The 14,912-nt window shown below is 60.8% G+C and carries 14 protein-coding genes; 8 read left to right on the top strand and 6 right to left on the bottom strand.

The genetic code is table 11. The features are described 5' to 3' along the window. Positions 1 to 156: 156 nt before the first annotated feature. Genes BWR59_RS24460 through BWR59_RS24445 form a run of 4 tightly spaced genes read right to left on the bottom strand, consistent with a single transcriptional unit; the run spans position 157 to position 3,863 of the window. Positions 157 to 948: an ABC transporter permease gene (locus BWR59_RS24460; protein ID WP_081568213.1), complete on the bottom strand. Its 792-nt coding sequence runs from the start codon at positions 946 to 948 to the stop codon at positions 157 to 159. After that, positions 945 to 1,682 carry an ATP-binding cassette domain-containing protein gene (locus BWR59_RS24455; protein ID WP_081568212.1) on the bottom strand — a complete coding sequence of 246 codons (738 nt, stop codon included), beginning with the start codon at positions 1,680 to 1,682 and terminating at the stop codon, positions 945 to 947. The genes BWR59_RS24460 and BWR59_RS24455 overlap by 4 nt, the downstream gene beginning before the upstream one ends. Then, positions 1,679 to 2,638, bottom strand: coding sequence for a YVTN family beta-propeller repeat protein (locus tag BWR59_RS24450; protein WP_081568211.1), 960 nt, complete (start codon positions 2,636 to 2,638; stop codon positions 1,679 to 1,681). Before BWR59_RS24450 ends, BWR59_RS24455 begins: the two co-directional genes overlap by 4 nt. Before the next feature lie 55 nt (positions 2,639 to 2,693). Next, the gene (locus BWR59_RS24445; RefSeq protein WP_081568210.1) at positions 2,694 to 3,863 is read right to left on the bottom strand and encodes an ABC transporter substrate-binding protein; all 1,170 of its coding nucleotides are present in this window, start codon (positions 3,861 to 3,863) and stop codon (positions 2,694 to 2,696) included. A 180-nt stretch (positions 3,864 to 4,043) separates the two neighbouring features. On the opposite strand from BWR59_RS24445, the gene pedF reads away from it, so the two are divergent. The 8 genes from pedF (at position 4,044) to BWR59_RS24405 (ending at position 12,361) form a co-directional block, all read left to right on the top strand. Then, positions 4,044 to 4,520 (top strand): cytochrome c-550 PedF, encoded by a 477-nt coding sequence (pedF, locus tag BWR59_RS24440; RefSeq protein WP_081568209.1) that lies wholly within the window; start codon positions 4,044 to 4,046, stop codon positions 4,518 to 4,520. A gap of 53 nt (positions 4,521 to 4,573) precedes the next feature. Further along, positions 4,574 to 5,413, top strand: coding sequence for a transporter substrate-binding domain-containing protein (locus BWR59_RS24435; RefSeq protein WP_230982085.1), 840 nt, complete (start codon positions 4,574 to 4,576; stop codon positions 5,411 to 5,413). Between the two features lie 5 nt (positions 5,414 to 5,418). Continuing rightward, positions 5,419 to 6,174, top strand: a complete 756-nt coding sequence (locus BWR59_RS24430; protein WP_230982084.1) for a quinoprotein dehydrogenase-associated SoxYZ-like carrier — start codon at positions 5,419 to 5,421, stop codon at positions 6,172 to 6,174. Then, positions 6,171 to 7,112, top strand: coding sequence for a quinoprotein relay system zinc metallohydrolase 1 (locus tag BWR59_RS24425; RefSeq protein ID WP_081568207.1), 942 nt, complete (start codon positions 6,171 to 6,173; stop codon positions 7,110 to 7,112). Before BWR59_RS24430 ends, BWR59_RS24425 begins: the two co-directional genes overlap by 4 nt. Positions 7,113 to 7,262: 150 nt before the next feature. Further along, positions 7,263 to 9,038, top strand: coding sequence for a PQQ-dependent methanol/ethanol family dehydrogenase (locus tag BWR59_RS24420; RefSeq protein WP_081568206.1), 1,776 nt, complete (start codon positions 7,263 to 7,265; stop codon positions 9,036 to 9,038). Positions 9,039 to 9,254: 216 nt separating this feature from the next. After that, a complete protein-coding gene (gene pqqA / locus BWR59_RS24415) occupies positions 9,255 to 9,326 on the top strand; it encodes a pyrroloquinoline quinone precursor peptide PqqA (RefSeq protein ID WP_020289857.1) in 72 nt (23 codons plus the stop codon). A 157-nt stretch (positions 9,327 to 9,483) separates the two neighbouring features. Beyond that, positions 9,484 to 10,647, top strand: coding sequence for an alcohol dehydrogenase-like regulatory protein ErcA (gene ercA / locus BWR59_RS24410; protein ID WP_081568205.1), 1,164 nt, complete (start codon positions 9,484 to 9,486; stop codon positions 10,645 to 10,647). After that, positions 10,631 to 12,361, top strand: coding sequence for a NahK/ErcS family hybrid sensor histidine kinase/response regulator (locus tag BWR59_RS24405; RefSeq protein WP_081568204.1), 1,731 nt, complete (start codon positions 10,631 to 10,633; stop codon positions 12,359 to 12,361). The genes ercA and BWR59_RS24405 overlap by 17 nt, the downstream gene beginning before the upstream one ends. Before the next feature lie 366 nt (positions 12,362 to 12,727). Here BWR59_RS24405 and moaA read toward each other — a convergent pair whose 3' ends face one another. Together moaA and BWR59_RS24395 are read right to left on the bottom strand one after the other, a co-directional pair. After that, positions 12,728 to 13,726: a GTP 3',8-cyclase MoaA gene (gene moaA, locus BWR59_RS24400; RefSeq protein WP_081568203.1), complete on the bottom strand. Its 999-nt coding sequence runs from the start codon at positions 13,724 to 13,726 to the stop codon at positions 12,728 to 12,730. A gap of 75 nt (positions 13,727 to 13,801) precedes the next feature. Continuing rightward, complete coding sequence (locus BWR59_RS24395; protein WP_081568202.1) at positions 13,802 to 14,629, bottom strand: formate/nitrite transporter family protein; 828 nt, start codon at positions 14,627 to 14,629, stop codon at positions 13,802 to 13,804. Positions 14,630 to 14,912: the final 283 nt, after the last annotated feature.

Here is a 14,912-nt window from a genome sequence, read left to right as displayed (position 1 = left end):
GAACCCAGGATTAGCGCAATCAGGCAGACGAATGACAAGGCACGGGGCATAGCGAGAATTCCTTTCTTCTTATGCCTCGCATTACAAGCCAGTCCCGCGGCTTTGTGAATGCGACCATAGAAAGGAAAACCAGTACCAAAGTAGTAATTTGCCGGTTCAACCTGGCTTGCGAACCGCCGCATGCTGCGGGTTGAACGTCAGCACCGCCAGCCACGCCAACAATAGGGTCAGTCCCAGACACACTGCCAGAGCCAGCGAGTTCAGCCGTTCGTACAGCGCATAACGCACCAGCTCCACCGCATGGCTGAAGGGGTTTATCGCGCACAGCCAGTACAACCATTCGCTGGCTTCACGCATCTTCCACAGTGGATACAGCGCCGATGACATGAAGAACAGCGGGAAGATCACGAAATTCATCACCCCGGCGAAGTTCTCCAATTGGCGGATGGCATTGGACAGCAACAGCCCCAGAGCACTGAGCATCAACGCCACCAGTAGCAAGGCAGGCAACACGGCGAGCAGGCCGAACGCGGGCGGCTGCACCCCATAAATCCACGCCACGGCGAGAAACGCATAGACCTGCAGCAGGGAAATCAGCGACGTCGCCAACAACTTGCTCACCAGCAGAAAAGTCCGAGGCAGGGGGCTGGTCAGCAGCACGCGCATGCTGCCCATTTCTCTGTCATAGACCATCGACAGCGAGCCCTGCATGCCGTTGAACAGCAAAATCATGCAGGCCAGCCCCGGAATGATGTACACCTCGTAAGGGATGTAAGTGTCGTAGGGCTCGATGATCGCGATGCCCAGTGCTGCACGAAACCCGGCGGCGAATACCAGCAGCCATAGCAGAGGGCGCACCAGCGCGCTGAGAAAACGGGTGCGTTGCAGCACGAAACGCAGCCATTCGCGCAGCACGATGCCGCTGAAACACTGCCAATAAGCGCTCATCGAGTGGCTCCGGATGAAGTGGTCAAAAGGGCGAATACGGTGTTCAGTTCGCCGCCATGCTCGGCACTGACGTCCGAAGCCTGGCCGCTGGCGACCAGACGACCCTGATGCAGAATCAGCAAGTCGTCATCGCTGTGTACTTCATCCAGTAAATGGGTGGTCCACAACACGCTGATGCCTTGCTCGCGACACAGGCTGCGAACGTGTTGATTCAGCGCCAGGCGACTCGCCGGATCGAGGCCTACACTGGCTTCGTCCAACAGCAGCAGGCGTGGCTGGTGCAACAGCGCTCGTGCGATCTCTACCCGGCGACGATGCCCGCCATTGAGTTCGCGAACCCGCTCGCGTCGCCGCTCGGTGAGGCCCTGACGGGTGAGTTCCTGTTCCACCCGCTCGCTGACTTCACGCTGGGGCAAACCGTGCAGTGCGGCGTGATAACGCAGGTTCTGTTCCACGCTCAGGTCCAGATCCAGCGTGCTTTGCTGAAACACCACGCCCATTTGCTTCAATGCCGGTCTTGCCGATTGGCGCAAGGAGTGCTCGCCAATGCGGATCTCGCCTTTTTGCAGGTCGTAGAGCCGGGTCAGCAGAGCGATCAGGGTTGACTTGCCCGCTCCGTTTGGCCCAAGCAACGCGGCGAACCGCCCTGGCGCGAGGGCGAACGAAACCTGGCGTAATGCCTCCCGCGCGCCATAGGCAAAACTCAGCTCGTTGACCTGCAAAGCCGCACTCATGGCGCTACCACCACGCCCCACGGATAACGCCCGACCTTGATCGATTTGAGCACCTTGAGGCTGGCGACGTCGATCACCGACACATCGCCGCTGACCCCGTTGGTGGCGAGCAATTGCTTCTGGTCGGGGGTGAACGACAGCTGCCAGACCCTGCGCCCGACCAGCAGATAATCAACGACCTCCAGGGTTTTTGCGTCGATCACCGCCACATGGTTGGCCGGGCCGAGCGCGACGAAGGCGTACTTGCCGTCGTCGGTGATCTTGATCCCCACCGGCTGCACCTTGTCCGGGTGCACGCCTTTGATCTCGAACTTCAGGGTCTTGAGGATCTTGCGGCTGGCGACATCGATCACGCTGACCGTGCCGCCGATTTCCGCCGACGACCACAGCTGCGAGCCGTCCTTGTTGAACTCGACGAAGCGCGGACGCTGATCCACCAGCGTGTTGTCGGCCAGGGTCTGGGTACTGGTGTCGATCCAGTGCAGCATGTTGGTGGTTTCGCTGGTGTTCACCGCCCACTTGCCATCGGGGCTGACCGCCATGCCTTCCGGCTCGACGCCGACATCCACCTGTGCCAGCACTTTCGAGGTTTCGGTGTCGATCACAGTCACCAGCGAATCGTCCTCATTGGAGACGTACAGCCAACGATTGTTGGGGTGCAGAGCGAACTGCTCGGGGTCCTTGCCGGACGGCAGCTCTTTGATGATCTTGCGCGTGGCGACGTCCATCACCTGCACCCGGTCCGAGTCGCTGGCGCAGATGTAAAGAAGCTTGCTGTCGTGGGACAGCAGCAGGCCACGGGGGCGCATGCCGACGGGCAGGGTCTGGGTCACCTGCAGCGTGTCCATGTCGATCAGGCTCAGGTTGTTGTCCTTTTCGTTGGAGACGAAGGCGGTGGCGGCCAGGCTTTGCCCCGCGACGATCAGCAGGGCTGTGGCAATCAGAGTGCGGCGCATGGTGCGGTCCTTGTTGTTGGAATTGTCTGGAATGCTGCGGTGCTTACGAAATCAGTCAAAAGTTGCAGGTCACCTCCGGCTTGTCGTAACCGAGGCTGTCGAGTTCCGTTCCGGGGTGCAGAAAACCGTCTTGCGGCGAAGTAGTCACCAGGGCGCGTGGCTGCACCACGGGAATGGGCTGGCGCAGCTGGCCGTTCCAGGACCTGAAACTGAGCTTGCTGCCCTTGAAGCCGTCCAGTGGCAAGTTGTCGCCCAGCTCCAGCTCGCGGATCTGCATGGCATCAGTGCCGCGCTGGCGAGTGACGGCGCTGGCGATGCTGCGCACGGCCATCCAGGCAGCGAAATCGCGGTCGTTCATCCAGCGCCCGGCAGCCGCTTCAAAACGCTTCTGCAACTGCGCGGCGCCATAGGTTTCGACAGTCTTGTGCCAGCCGGTGGGGGTTAGGCCTTGAGTGCCGGCCACCGGTCGTGGGTACCAGGTCTGGTAGGGCACGTATTCGCCGAAGTCGCCGCGTTCGTCGGCCACCAGCACCACGTCATATTCGGCGGTCTGGGTGAACAGCGGCATGTCGGCCTGAGCGCTGCGTCGCTGGTCGTTATCGAAGGTGAAGGCTTTTTCGGCGACGATGCTGTGGCCGAAGCGTTTTGCCGCGCGGCGCAGGGCATTGGCGTAGGCCTGATCTTCCGGCGTCTGGCCGACGATCAACAGCCAGCGTTTCCAGCGCCGCACCGCCAAGAATTGCGCCAGCGCGTCGGCAAGCATCGCCCGGCTGGGTAACGTGTGTAGCACGTTATGCAGGCACGACGTGCTGCGCAGGCTGTCGTCCGCACTGCCCGCATTGAACAGCAGGCTGTCCGGCATGGCGGCACTGAGCTGGCGCAGCGTGTCGACCGGTGCATTGACCACGAACAGGCGCAGCCCGTCGTCGTGCTGTGCCTTGGCCTGCTCAAGCAGCGCTTCGGGGCTGTCGGCACTGGCGCTGGTCAGGCTGTAACTGTGCTTGAGAAAGCGCCCGGTGCTGTTGCTGTCGACAATGGCCAGCTCCGCGCCACGCAGCCCGGCGTCTTTCGGTTCGGGGATGACATTGGACAGGATCGGCCCGGTGTCGTGGATGTACGCCAGATAACCGATGCGCACCTGCAAAGACTCGTCCGCGGCGAACGTCAGCAACGGCCAGGCCGCGAGGGCAAAGCAGAGTAATCGGTGAATCACCAGTTGGCGCATAAGGCACTCCATGCAGATGAGGCCAGCATAGAAATGCGGGTGAGGAGGGGAAATATGCAGATGGTACGGGTCTGCCAGTACCAAGGTAGTAAGGCGCGGCCACCAAAGCAGCATTCGATGAGAGGGAGGCGGTTCTTAAGATGACGACATGCTTTTGCATGCACCCTTGAGGACATAACAATGACAACAAAAAACCTGATCCAGCCTCAGACCGAATCCCGGAACCAGAAACGTACGTTGCTGGTCGGCGCATTGATGTTGTGCGGTCTGCTTGTCAGCAATCTGGCTCAGGCCCACGGTGATGTCGTGCCCCACGCCGTCGCCACCGATGGTCTTGAACAACTGGGGCCTGAATGGCGCGCGGAAAACCCTTATCGCGAATCGAAGGATCACGACAAAGCGCTGGAGATCGGTAAGTCAGCCTACACCCAGAATTGCGCTGCATGTCATGGGCTCGAAGCGATTTCCGGCGGCATCGCGCCTGATCTTCGCCATCTGGATGTCGGCGCCACGGGTGATGAGTGGTTCGTCGAGCGTGTGCGCAACGGTGCGGTACGCGATGGTCGGGTGTACATGCCGAAAATGGCGGATTACTTGAGTCAGGAGGCACTGTGGGCGGTGCGCACGTACCTGGACAGCGTTCATACCGAGGATTGATCGGCATGCGTGCTTTCAAAGCGCTTTTTTGCCTGCTCTGCGCTTGCCTGGGCATGATATTCCAGCCCGCCAACGCGCAGGTCCGCAATTACGACAGCATCGTGGCTGCCGGAGTGATTAAAGTCGCGGTGTATCAGGATTTTGCGCCCTACAGTTTTCAGGTAGACGGCCAGCCGAAGGGCGTGGATGTCGATCTCGCCACGGCGCTGGCCAAGGCATTGGGCGTGCGCCTGGAATTGATGTGGGCGCCGCCGGGAGAAAAGCTCGATGACGATCTGCGCGACCTGATATGGCGTGGTAGTCAGTTGCGCGGCCAGCAACTGGCCGACCTGATGATGCGCGTGCCTTATGACAAGGATTACTCGCAGAAGCGCAATGACGTCGGTGAGCTGGAAAACGACCATGTGGTGATGTTCGGCCCGTACCAGACCGAGCGCTGGCAAGTGGCGTTCGACCGCAGGCGGCTGGAGGCCGTGCCCAGTGTGGCGGTGTTTGCCGAGCATCCCATTGGGGTCGAGATCGACAGCGTACCGTCGTTTTACCTGACGTCGATCTTCAACGGCCAGTTCGGGGGCAGCACGCACCATTTTCCGTCGGTGCAAGGCGCGTTTGAGGCGATGCATGACGGCAAGGTCGATGCGGTCATGGCGATGCGCGGTGAGGTCGACTGGCAGCTGCATCAGGCCCACGACGATCAGTGGTCGCTGGCCGAAAATGCCTACCCGAACATGGGGCGGCAGACGTGGGAAATCGGCATGGCGGTGCATGAAAGCAATCGTCAGCTGGCCTATGCGATCGAAGAGGCGCTGGAGACCCTAATTCGCGAGGGCGAGGTCCAACGCATTTATGCTTCCTACGGCATGCGTTACGACGTGCCGGAGATGTATCAGTGAAACGCATCCTCGGACGGGGAGCATGGTTTGCCGTGCTCCTTTGTCTGGCGGATGTGACGCAGGCCGACCCCGGCAAAGACCCTGTCAAGTCGGTGATGTGGGCCTACTATCAACAGAAGTTTCTAAAGGATCAGCCCTTCGTTTTCGATGAAAAGGTAGTGCTGCGCGCGCCGCCGTTTGCCGAAGACGCGCGGCAAGTGCCTATCGAAATCGACGCCCGGGCCTATAAGGATGAGGTGGTGCGGATCCTCGCCTGGGCCGAGCTCAATCCGCTGCCGCAGATTGTCGACTTTCAACCCATCGACCGCGTGTTGCCGTGGCTGTCGATCCGTATTCGTATCGAGCAGGCAACGCCGTTGCGTGCCGCTGTGCTGACGCGCGACGGCGTGTGGCATATCGGTTCTACCAGCATCGAAGCTGCCGGTGGCGGTTGTACTGCGCCCAGCGTCGTGCGCACTCAACCCGGTTGGGAGGAACACATCGGTGAGGTGCTGGGCGGGCGTTATCCCAAAGCAGGCTTCAGCCGCTTGCGGATGCAGATCGCTCATCCAATGGACAACGGCATGGTCAGCGGCATCCCCGAGTTTTACCTTAATCAGGCCCAGCTCAAGGACGCCAACGGCAAGCTGCTTGCGAATCTTGAACTATTCCCGGCGGTCAGCGAGAACCCGACCCTGGGGTTCGACATCGAAGGCGACGGCGAGACGCAGTTGTCGTTGCGCGACATCGGTGGCAACCAGTTCAGCGCGGTGGTGAAATGAACAGACTTGCCCTGTTTTTCTTGTCGTTGAGCCTGATGTTCTGCACGTGTGTGCAGGCCGATATGGAGTACCGACTGCAACCCCGGCAAATCGCGCAGGATACGTATTTGCTCGAAGGCAGCACCGAGAACTTCAGCAAGACCAACGGCGGGAATATCGTCAACACCGGGTTCATCGTCACCGACAGTGGCGTGGTGGTGATCGACACCGGTCCGTCCAGGCGTTACGGCGAGGCCATGCGCAAGGCCATCGCCAGCGTGACCGACAAACCGGTGATCCAGGTGCTGTTGACCCATCATCACCCTGATCATGTGCTGGGCAATCAGGCTTTTGCCGATGTGCCCATCGGTGCGCTGGCGGGCACGAAAGAACTGATGCGTCACCACGGCGATGTCCTGGCGGAAAACATGTACCGCCTGGTCGGCGACTGGATGCGCGGCACTGAAACCCTGTTGCCCACCCAGACGCTAACCCCCGGCATACTTGAGTTCGGCGGGCACCGCCTGCAATTGCTGGCGCTGGCCGGGCACACCGGCGCCGATCTGGCGATTCTGGACCTTGACACCGGGGTGATGTTCGCCGGCGATATCGTCTTCTATCAGCGCGCACTGACCACGCCGAACAGCCCGGGACTGCAGGTCTGGCTGGGCGATCTGGACACGCTGCAAGCGTTGCCGTGGAAAGTGCTGGTCCCGGGGCACGGGCCATTGGCAACGGATGCACGTCCCCTGGAGCAGATGCGCGATTACCTCGGATGGCTCGACGGCTTGCTGCGCAACGGCGCGGCTCAGGGCGCCGACATGGCCGAATTGATCAACAGCCCGATACCCGAGCGTTTCGCCGCCATCAGCCTTACGCGCTACGAATTGATCCGCAGCGTCAGCCATTTATACCCGACCTACGAGCGCGCGCAGATGGTGCGGGTGGATGCTCGTTAGGCGAATGGACCTGGTCAAACCCCTCCTAAAGAACTAGAAACCTCCACACTGCGGGCAATTGTTGAGGCTTGCCTCTGCGCCAACAATCGTCGTGATCGGGAAAATTTCCCGAAAGGAAGAAAACAACAATAATCCGCAGAGGCAGCCGTCATGATCCAACCCGCACGTCGCCATTCCTTCGCTCTGGGCCTGTTGGTCAGCGCCATCCTGTCGTCTGGCAGCGTCATGGCTGCCGTGACCGATGAAGAGATTCTCCAGGACCCCAAGAACCCCGAGCAGATCGTCACCAACGGCCTGGGCGTCCAGGGCCAGCGCTTCAGCCCGCTGGATATCATCAACACGCAGAACGTGAAGGATCTGCGACCGGTCTGGGCATTCTCCTTCGGCGGTGAAAAACAGCGCGGTCAGCAGGCCCAGCCAATGGTCAAGGACGGGGTGATGTACCTCACCGGATCCTACTCCCGCGTGTTCGCGGTGGATGCACACACCGGCAAGAAACTCTGGCAATACGATGCGCGGCTGCCTGACGACATTCGCCCCTGCTGTGACGTGATCAACCGTGGCGTGGCGCTGTACGGCGACCTGGTGTACTTCGGCACCCTCGACGCCAAGCTGGTGGCACTCAACAAAGACACCGGCAAGGTGGTGTGGAGCAAGCAGGTGGCCGATCACAAGGCCGGTTACTCCATCAGCGCGGCGCCGATGATCGTCAACGGCAAGCTGATCACCGGCGTTGCGGGCGGCGAATTCGGTGTGGTCGGAAAGGTTGAGGCGTACGACCCGAAAAACGGCACGCTGCTGTGGTCGAGGCCGACCGTGGAAGGCAACATGGGTTATGTCTACAAGGACGGCCAACCCATCGAAAACGGCATCTCGGGTGGCGAGGCGAACAAGACCTGGCCGGGTGATCTGTGGAAGACCGGCGGCGCCGCGCCCTGGCTGGGGGGCTATTACGACCCCAGCAACAACCAGATCCTGATCGGTACCGGCAACCCGTCGCCGTGGAACTCGCACATGCGCCCCGGCGATAACCTGTATTCCTCGTCGCGGTTGTCGCTGAACCCCGACGACGGCACCATCAAATGGCATTTCCAGAGCACGCCCCACGACGGCTGGGACTACGACGGCGTCAACGAGCTGATCTCCTTCGACTATCAGGAAAACGGCAAGACCGTCCAGGCAGCCGCGACCGCCGACCGCAACGGCTTTTTCTACGTGCTGAATCGAAAAGACGGCAAGTTCATCCGCGGCTTCCCGTTCGCCGACAAGATCACCTGGGCTAGCGGGCTCGACAAGGACGGTCGGCCGATCTATGTAGACGCCAGCCGCCCCGGCGCGCCGGAAGGTGAGGCCAAGGGCTCTTCTGCGTTCGTCGCCCCGGCGTTCCTCGGCGCGAAAAACTGGATGCCCATGGCTTACAGCCCCGACACCGGCCTGTTCTATGTGCCGGGCAATGAGTGGGGCATGGACATCTGGAACGAAGGCATCGCCTACAAGAAGGGCGCGGCATTCCTGGGTGCCGGGTTCACTATCAAGCCGTTGAACGAGGATTACATCGGCGTGCTGCGTGCCATCGACCCGAAAACCGGCAAAGAGGTCTGGCGCCACAAGAACTACGCGCCGCTGTGGGGCGGCGTGCTGGCGACCAAGGGCAATCTGGTCTTCACCGGCACTCCGGAAGGCTACTTGCAGGCTTTCAATGCCAGGACCGGTGACAAGGTCTGGGAATTCCAGACCGGCTCCGGCGTACTGGGCTCGCCAGTGACCTGGGAGATGGACGGCGAGCAGTACGTCTCGGTGCTGTCCGGCTGGGGCGGCGCGGTGCCGTTGTGGGGTGGCGAAGTGGCCAAGCGGGTGAAGGACTTCAACCAGGGCGGCATGCTCTGGACCTTCAAGCTGCCCAAGGAGCTGGTGACCAGGCGCTGATGCGCGTTGTAACGTCACCGATCTCCTCCCGGTCGTTCCCACGCTCCGCGAGGGAACGCATCCCTCGACGCTCTGCGTCAGCGTTCTTGTGGAGGCAGAGCGTCGAGGGACGATCAATTCAGTGCCAAAGTACTATTCGCCCATAACGCTCCTCATGCCCTAATGGCAGTGCCGGACCAACTCGGCATAACCAGAAAACGACAAGAGGAAAGGCCCATGTGGAAAAAACCTGCGTTCACCGATTTGCGCATTGGTTTTGAAGTGACGATGTACTTCGCCAGCCGCTGATCGGCACGCCCGGTCAGCCGCGCGTTGACCGGGTTCTCCCTCCTGCACGAAGACCCTTGCCATGAGCCGACACCGTCAGACATTGGTCTTGTTGCATTACCCGGCAGATGCTCTAGGCTGGCGTTCATTCTCTAATAACAACAAGAATGCGCTTGATATGAGCCAGAGCCTCAACCAGCTGCGTAAATTCGTGTCCCCGGAAATCATCTTCGGCGCGGGCAGTCGTCACAGCGTCGGCAATTACGCGAAAACGTTCGGCGCACGCAAAGTGCTGGTGGTCAGCGATCCCGGTGTCATCGCTGCCGGCTGGGTCGCCGATGTCGAAGCCAGCCTTCAGGCCCAGGGCCTCGAATACTTCATCTACAGCAATGTATCCCCCAATCCCCGGGTCGAAGAAGTCATGCTAGGCGCCGAACTGTATCGCGAGCACCATTGCGACGTGATCGTCGCAGTCGGCGGCGGCAGCCCGATGGATTGCGGCAAGGGCATTGGTATCGCGGTCGCTCACGGCCGCAACATCCTCGAATTCGAAGGCGTCGACACCATCCGTGTGCCGAGCCCGCCGCTGATCCTGATTCCCACCACCGCCGGCACTTCGGCGGATGTGTCTCAGTTCGTGATCATTTCCGATCAGCAGGAACGCATGAAGTTTTCCATCGTCAGCAAGGCAGTGGTGCCGGACGTCTCGCTGATCGACCCGGAAACCACCCTGAGCATGGATCCGTTTCTGTCGGCCTGTACCGGCATCGACGCGCTGGTGCATGCCATCGAGGCGTTCGTCTCGACCGGTCACGGTCCGCTGACGGACCCTCATGCGCTGGAAGCCATGCGGCTGATCAACGGCAACCTGGTGCAGATGATCGCCAATCCTGCCGACATCGCGCTGCGCGAGAAGATCATGCTCGGCAGCATGCAGGCTGGGCTCGCGTTTTCCAACGCCATTCTTGGCGCCGTTCATGCGATGTCCCACAGCCTTGGCGGCTTTCTTGATCTGCCCCATGGCTTGTGCAATGCGGTACTGGTCGAGCATGTGGTGGCGTTCAACTACAGCTCGGCCCCAGACCGGTTCAAGGTCATCGCCGAAACCCTGGGCATCGATTGCCGAGGCCTGAACCATGTCGCGATCAGCAAGCGGCTGGTCGAGCACCTGATCGCCCTGAAGCACCAGGTCGGTTTCCACGAAACCCTGAGCCTGCATGGCGTGAGCACCGCCGATATTCCGTTTCTCTCCCAACACGCGATGGGCGATCCCTGCATCCTGACCAACCCCCGAGCTTCCAGCCAGCGGGATGTTGAAGTGGTCTATGGCGAAGCCCTCTGATGCGCAACAAGGCGCACTGAATGCGCTGCTCGGGCTGGGCAACCACTCGACGCGCAAGAGTCATTACCCGGAGCTGACCCTGCGCCTCGGTGAGCTGGAAACCGAGCGCAATCGCTATAAATGGCTGTTCGAAAACGCGGTCCACGGCATCTTTCAGGCCAGCCTGCATGAGGGGCTGCGGGCGACCAACCCGGCCCTGGCGCGGATGCTCGGCTATCGCGACGAGCAGGAGATTCTGCTGTTCCTCGACGACCTGGCCAGCACGCTGTTCATTGGCGGTCAGGTCGAAATGAACGCCATCGCACACGTCTTGCAGCGCGAACACAGCCTGCAAGGGTATGAAACACGTTTGCGGCGCAAGGACGGCAGTTACGTCGACGTGCTGATGAACCTGCTGCTCAAGCCCGATGAGGACGGCCTGTTCGAAGGTTTCGTCGCCGACATCACCGAGCGCAAGCTGGCCCAGCAGCGCTTGCAGGAGCTCAACGATCAGCTCGAACTGCGGGTTGCCGCTCGTACCGACGAGCTGCTGGAGGCCAACCGCAATCTGCAGCAGCAGATAGCCCAGCGTGAACGGATTGAACACGACCTGCGCGAGGCCCGTGACGCCGCTGAAGCCGCCAACCGCAGCAAGGACAAATACCTGGCCGCCGCCAGTCACGACCTGCTGCAACCGCTCAACGCCGCACGTCTGCTGATTTCCACCTTGCGTGAACGCACCTTGCCCGAATCCGAGCAAACCCTGGTGGAACGCACCCATCAGGCGCTGGAAGGGGCGGAAGATCTGCTCACTGATTTGCTGGACATCTCCAAGCTGGACCGGGCCTCGATCGAGCCCGACATCGACCTCTATCGCCTGGACGAAGTGCTGGCGCCGCTGGTCTCCGAGTTTCAGTCCGTGGCAGCGGCTGCGGGCCTGACCTTGCGCTCGCGCATCGGCCAGTTCGCCATTCGCACCGACTTGCGATTGTTGACCCGTATCCTGCGCAACTTCCTCAGCAACGCCTGCCGCTACACCCGGCACGGCAGCATTCTGCTCGGCGCGCGCAAGCGTGGCCCCGTGCTGCGCATCGAAGTATGGGACACCGGACGCGGCATTGCCGAGGACCGTCTGGACTCGATATTCCTTGAGTTCAACCAGCTGGACGTCGGCCGCGCCGCAGATCGCAAGGGCGTGGGGCTGGGGCTTGCCATCGTCGAGCGTATCGGGCGGATTCTGGGCTGTCGGATTCAGGTGCGTTCGCAACCGGGGAGGGGGTCGGTATTCGCCATCGACGTGCCGCTTTCCGAAGAAATGCCCGTACCGATCAACGTTGTCGCCCAGCAGTTACCGAGTACTGGAAATCCATTGCCCGGGCGTCGACTGCTGGTGCTGGATAACGAAACCAGCATCCTCGAAAGCATGGCGGCATTACTGGGGCAGTGGGGTTGTGAAGTGTTGACTGCTACTGATCAGGCGTCCTGCTACAGCGTGCTGCAAGAGCGCGCGCCGGAGATGATTCTTTTCGACTTTCACCTCGATCATGGGGTGTTGGGCTGTGAAGTGGTGGCGCATATCCGCGAGCACTTCGCCTCGGACATTCCCTGCGTGATGATTACCGCCGACCGCACGGACCTGTGCCGTCGCTCGCTGCAGAAGCTCAATGCGCCGCTTTTGAACAAACCGGTGAAGCCCGGTAAGTTGCGGGCGGTGGTGAGTCAGTTGTTGGGGTAGCCAGGCGTTGTTGAATCTTGCAGCGGGACGAACACCGCGCCGATGAGCCAGCTGCCAAGCGGTGGACCCGTTAGCCGATGAGCCATCAGACTCCCTTCGCTGCCGTCGTGACCTCCTGCGTCTCCCACAGGGATCGGGCCAGGATTCCAGATCGGCGTTCGCTCTTGATCTTGCTTCCAGGCGCGCGGAATTTCAGGTGACGCAGAGTGCGCCTTTGCAAGGCCGAGCGCAGGCGTTGCGCAGGAGCTGCGCGGCAAGACCCCCACCGCCAGCAAGCCGGACGGCTACAGATAAGGCGTCAGAGATGGGTTGACCGCGAGGAGGCGGGGCTGCGACAGCTATCGATCAAACCGCCAAGGACATTGCTCAGCCTCCGGTCATATTCATGAACCGCACCACCTGCACATCGTCGTTGATCTCGAAGTTGTGCTTGTAGGGCTTGAGTTTCATGGCCTCGACGATGGCTTTTTCCAGCTTCTGCGGTTGACCCGGATTCGCGCGCAGCACGGCTTTGAGGTCGGCCGAGTGTTCATTGCCCAGGCACAGCAACAGGCGGCCCTCGACGGTGACGCGCACCCGGTTGCAGGTGGCGCAGAAGTTGTGGCTGTGAGGGGAGATGAAGCCCACGCGAATGTCCGGCGCTTCGGCCAGGCGCCAGTAGCGCGACGGGCCTTGGGTGGATTCGGTGGAGTTGATCAGGGTGTAACGTTCAGCAATGCGTTCCCGGACCTGGTCGCTGGAAAAGAACGACTCGGCGCGGCTGTGCTCGCTGATGATGCCCAGAGGCATTTCTTCGATGAAGGTGATGTCCAGACCCCGGTCGATGGCGAAGGCCACCAGATCGTTGATCTCGTGATCATTGCGGCCCTGCATGACCACGCAGTTGAGTTTGGTGTGTTTGAAACCTGCCGCGTTGGCGGCGTCGATGCCTGCGATGACCTTGCTCAGTTCGCCAGTGCGCGTCAGTTCCTTAAAGCGCGCCGGATCGAGGCTGTCCAGGCTGATGTTCAGGCGCTTGAGGCCGGCGTCGAACAGGGGGGCCGCGAGTTTTTCCAGCTGCGAGCCGTTGGTGGTCATGCACAGCTCTCGCAGGCCGGGCAGGGCGGCGATGTTCTTGCACAGCCCCACGATGCCGGCGCGTACCAGTGGTTCGCCGCCTGTCAGTCGAATTTTCCGGGTGCCCAGTTCGACGAAGCGCTCGGCGATCTGCTGAATCTCTTCCAGAGACAGGATCTGCTGGCGCGGCAGGAAGGTCATGTCTTCGGCCATGCAGTACACGCAGCGGAAATCGCAGCGATCAGTCACCGACATGCGAACGTAATCGACTTTGCGTGAATAACCGTCTATCAGGATTCGATCTGACATTGCTTTTCTCGACAGCGTGCTGCGTGGCAGAAGCGTGATGCATTCAGGGTCTTGGACCCGACTGCATCTGAATCGTTAAATCTTTTGGCTCACCGGCTGCTCGATGATGGCAGCATTTTCGCCGGTTGCCGAGGCCTGTGTGGCCTTCGAATAAGACACGTAATACGCCAGACCGACAAAAATTGCACCTCCCACCGCATTCCCCAGGAAAACTGCGAAGAAGTTCTCGACGAACTGGCTCCAGCTCAGGGCGTCAGCGAAGATCGCCGCTGGAATCACGAACATGTTGGCGACCACGTGCTGGAAACCGATCGCCACGAACGCCATGATCGGGAACCACATGCCGAGGATCTTGCCGGTGACATCCTTACTCGCATACGACAGCCAGACCGCCAGGCACACCAGCCAGTTGCAGCCGATGCCTGAAATGAACGCCTGGGCGAAATCGGCGCTGACCTTGGCCTTGGCGATCGCCAGGGTCTTGGCCAGATAAGCGCCTTCAGTCAGGCCCAGTACGTGGCCGAAGAAGTAGGCGATGAACAGTGCGCCGAGCAGATTGGCGAAAGTCACCAGCAGCCAGTTGCGCGCCACGGCGCCCACCGTGATGCGTTTGGCAAACATTGCGGTGGGCAGGCTCATCATGTTGCCGGTCAGCAGTTCGCCGCCTGCCAGGATCACCAGAATCAGGCCAATCGGAAACACCGCCGCGCCCAGCAGATTGCCCAGCGACGCCCAGGCACCCGGAATCATGGTGCTGACGTGGATATCCAGCAGGAACCCCAAGGCGATGAAGGCACCGGCGAGGAAGCCCAGCACCAGGATCGACAGGGCGGGCAGGTGCGACTTCTTGACTCCGGCTTCGATGGTGATTTCAGCGATCTGTTGTGGCGTGTTGATGGACATGTCTTTTTCGGCTCGCACGCAATGGCCGGCACCACGACACAAGGTCGCGCGCCACGCAGATGATAAGGGTGGTGACAAGATTCCGGTCTTGATGCGCGAGCGTGTCGAACGACACGACGGCAGGTCCATGCGAAGGTAACGATGTGCGACTGTCGACCGCATTGCAGATGCGGCGAAAATGGCGTGATCAGTTGGTGAGCAAGCTACCGATCCGGGCGTAGAGCGTCCAATCGCTTGTTCCGATGAAATGATCGACGCTGTCTATCATCGCTGGCATGGCCGT

The organism is Pseudomonas sp. Bc-h, from assembly GCF_002080045.1.
Taxonomy (GTDB): domain Bacteria; phylum Pseudomonadota; class Gammaproteobacteria; order Pseudomonadales; family Pseudomonadaceae; genus Aquipseudomonas.
The sequence above is the reverse complement of the archived record's forward strand: the minus strand, read 5'-3'. Positions and strand labels throughout refer to the sequence as shown.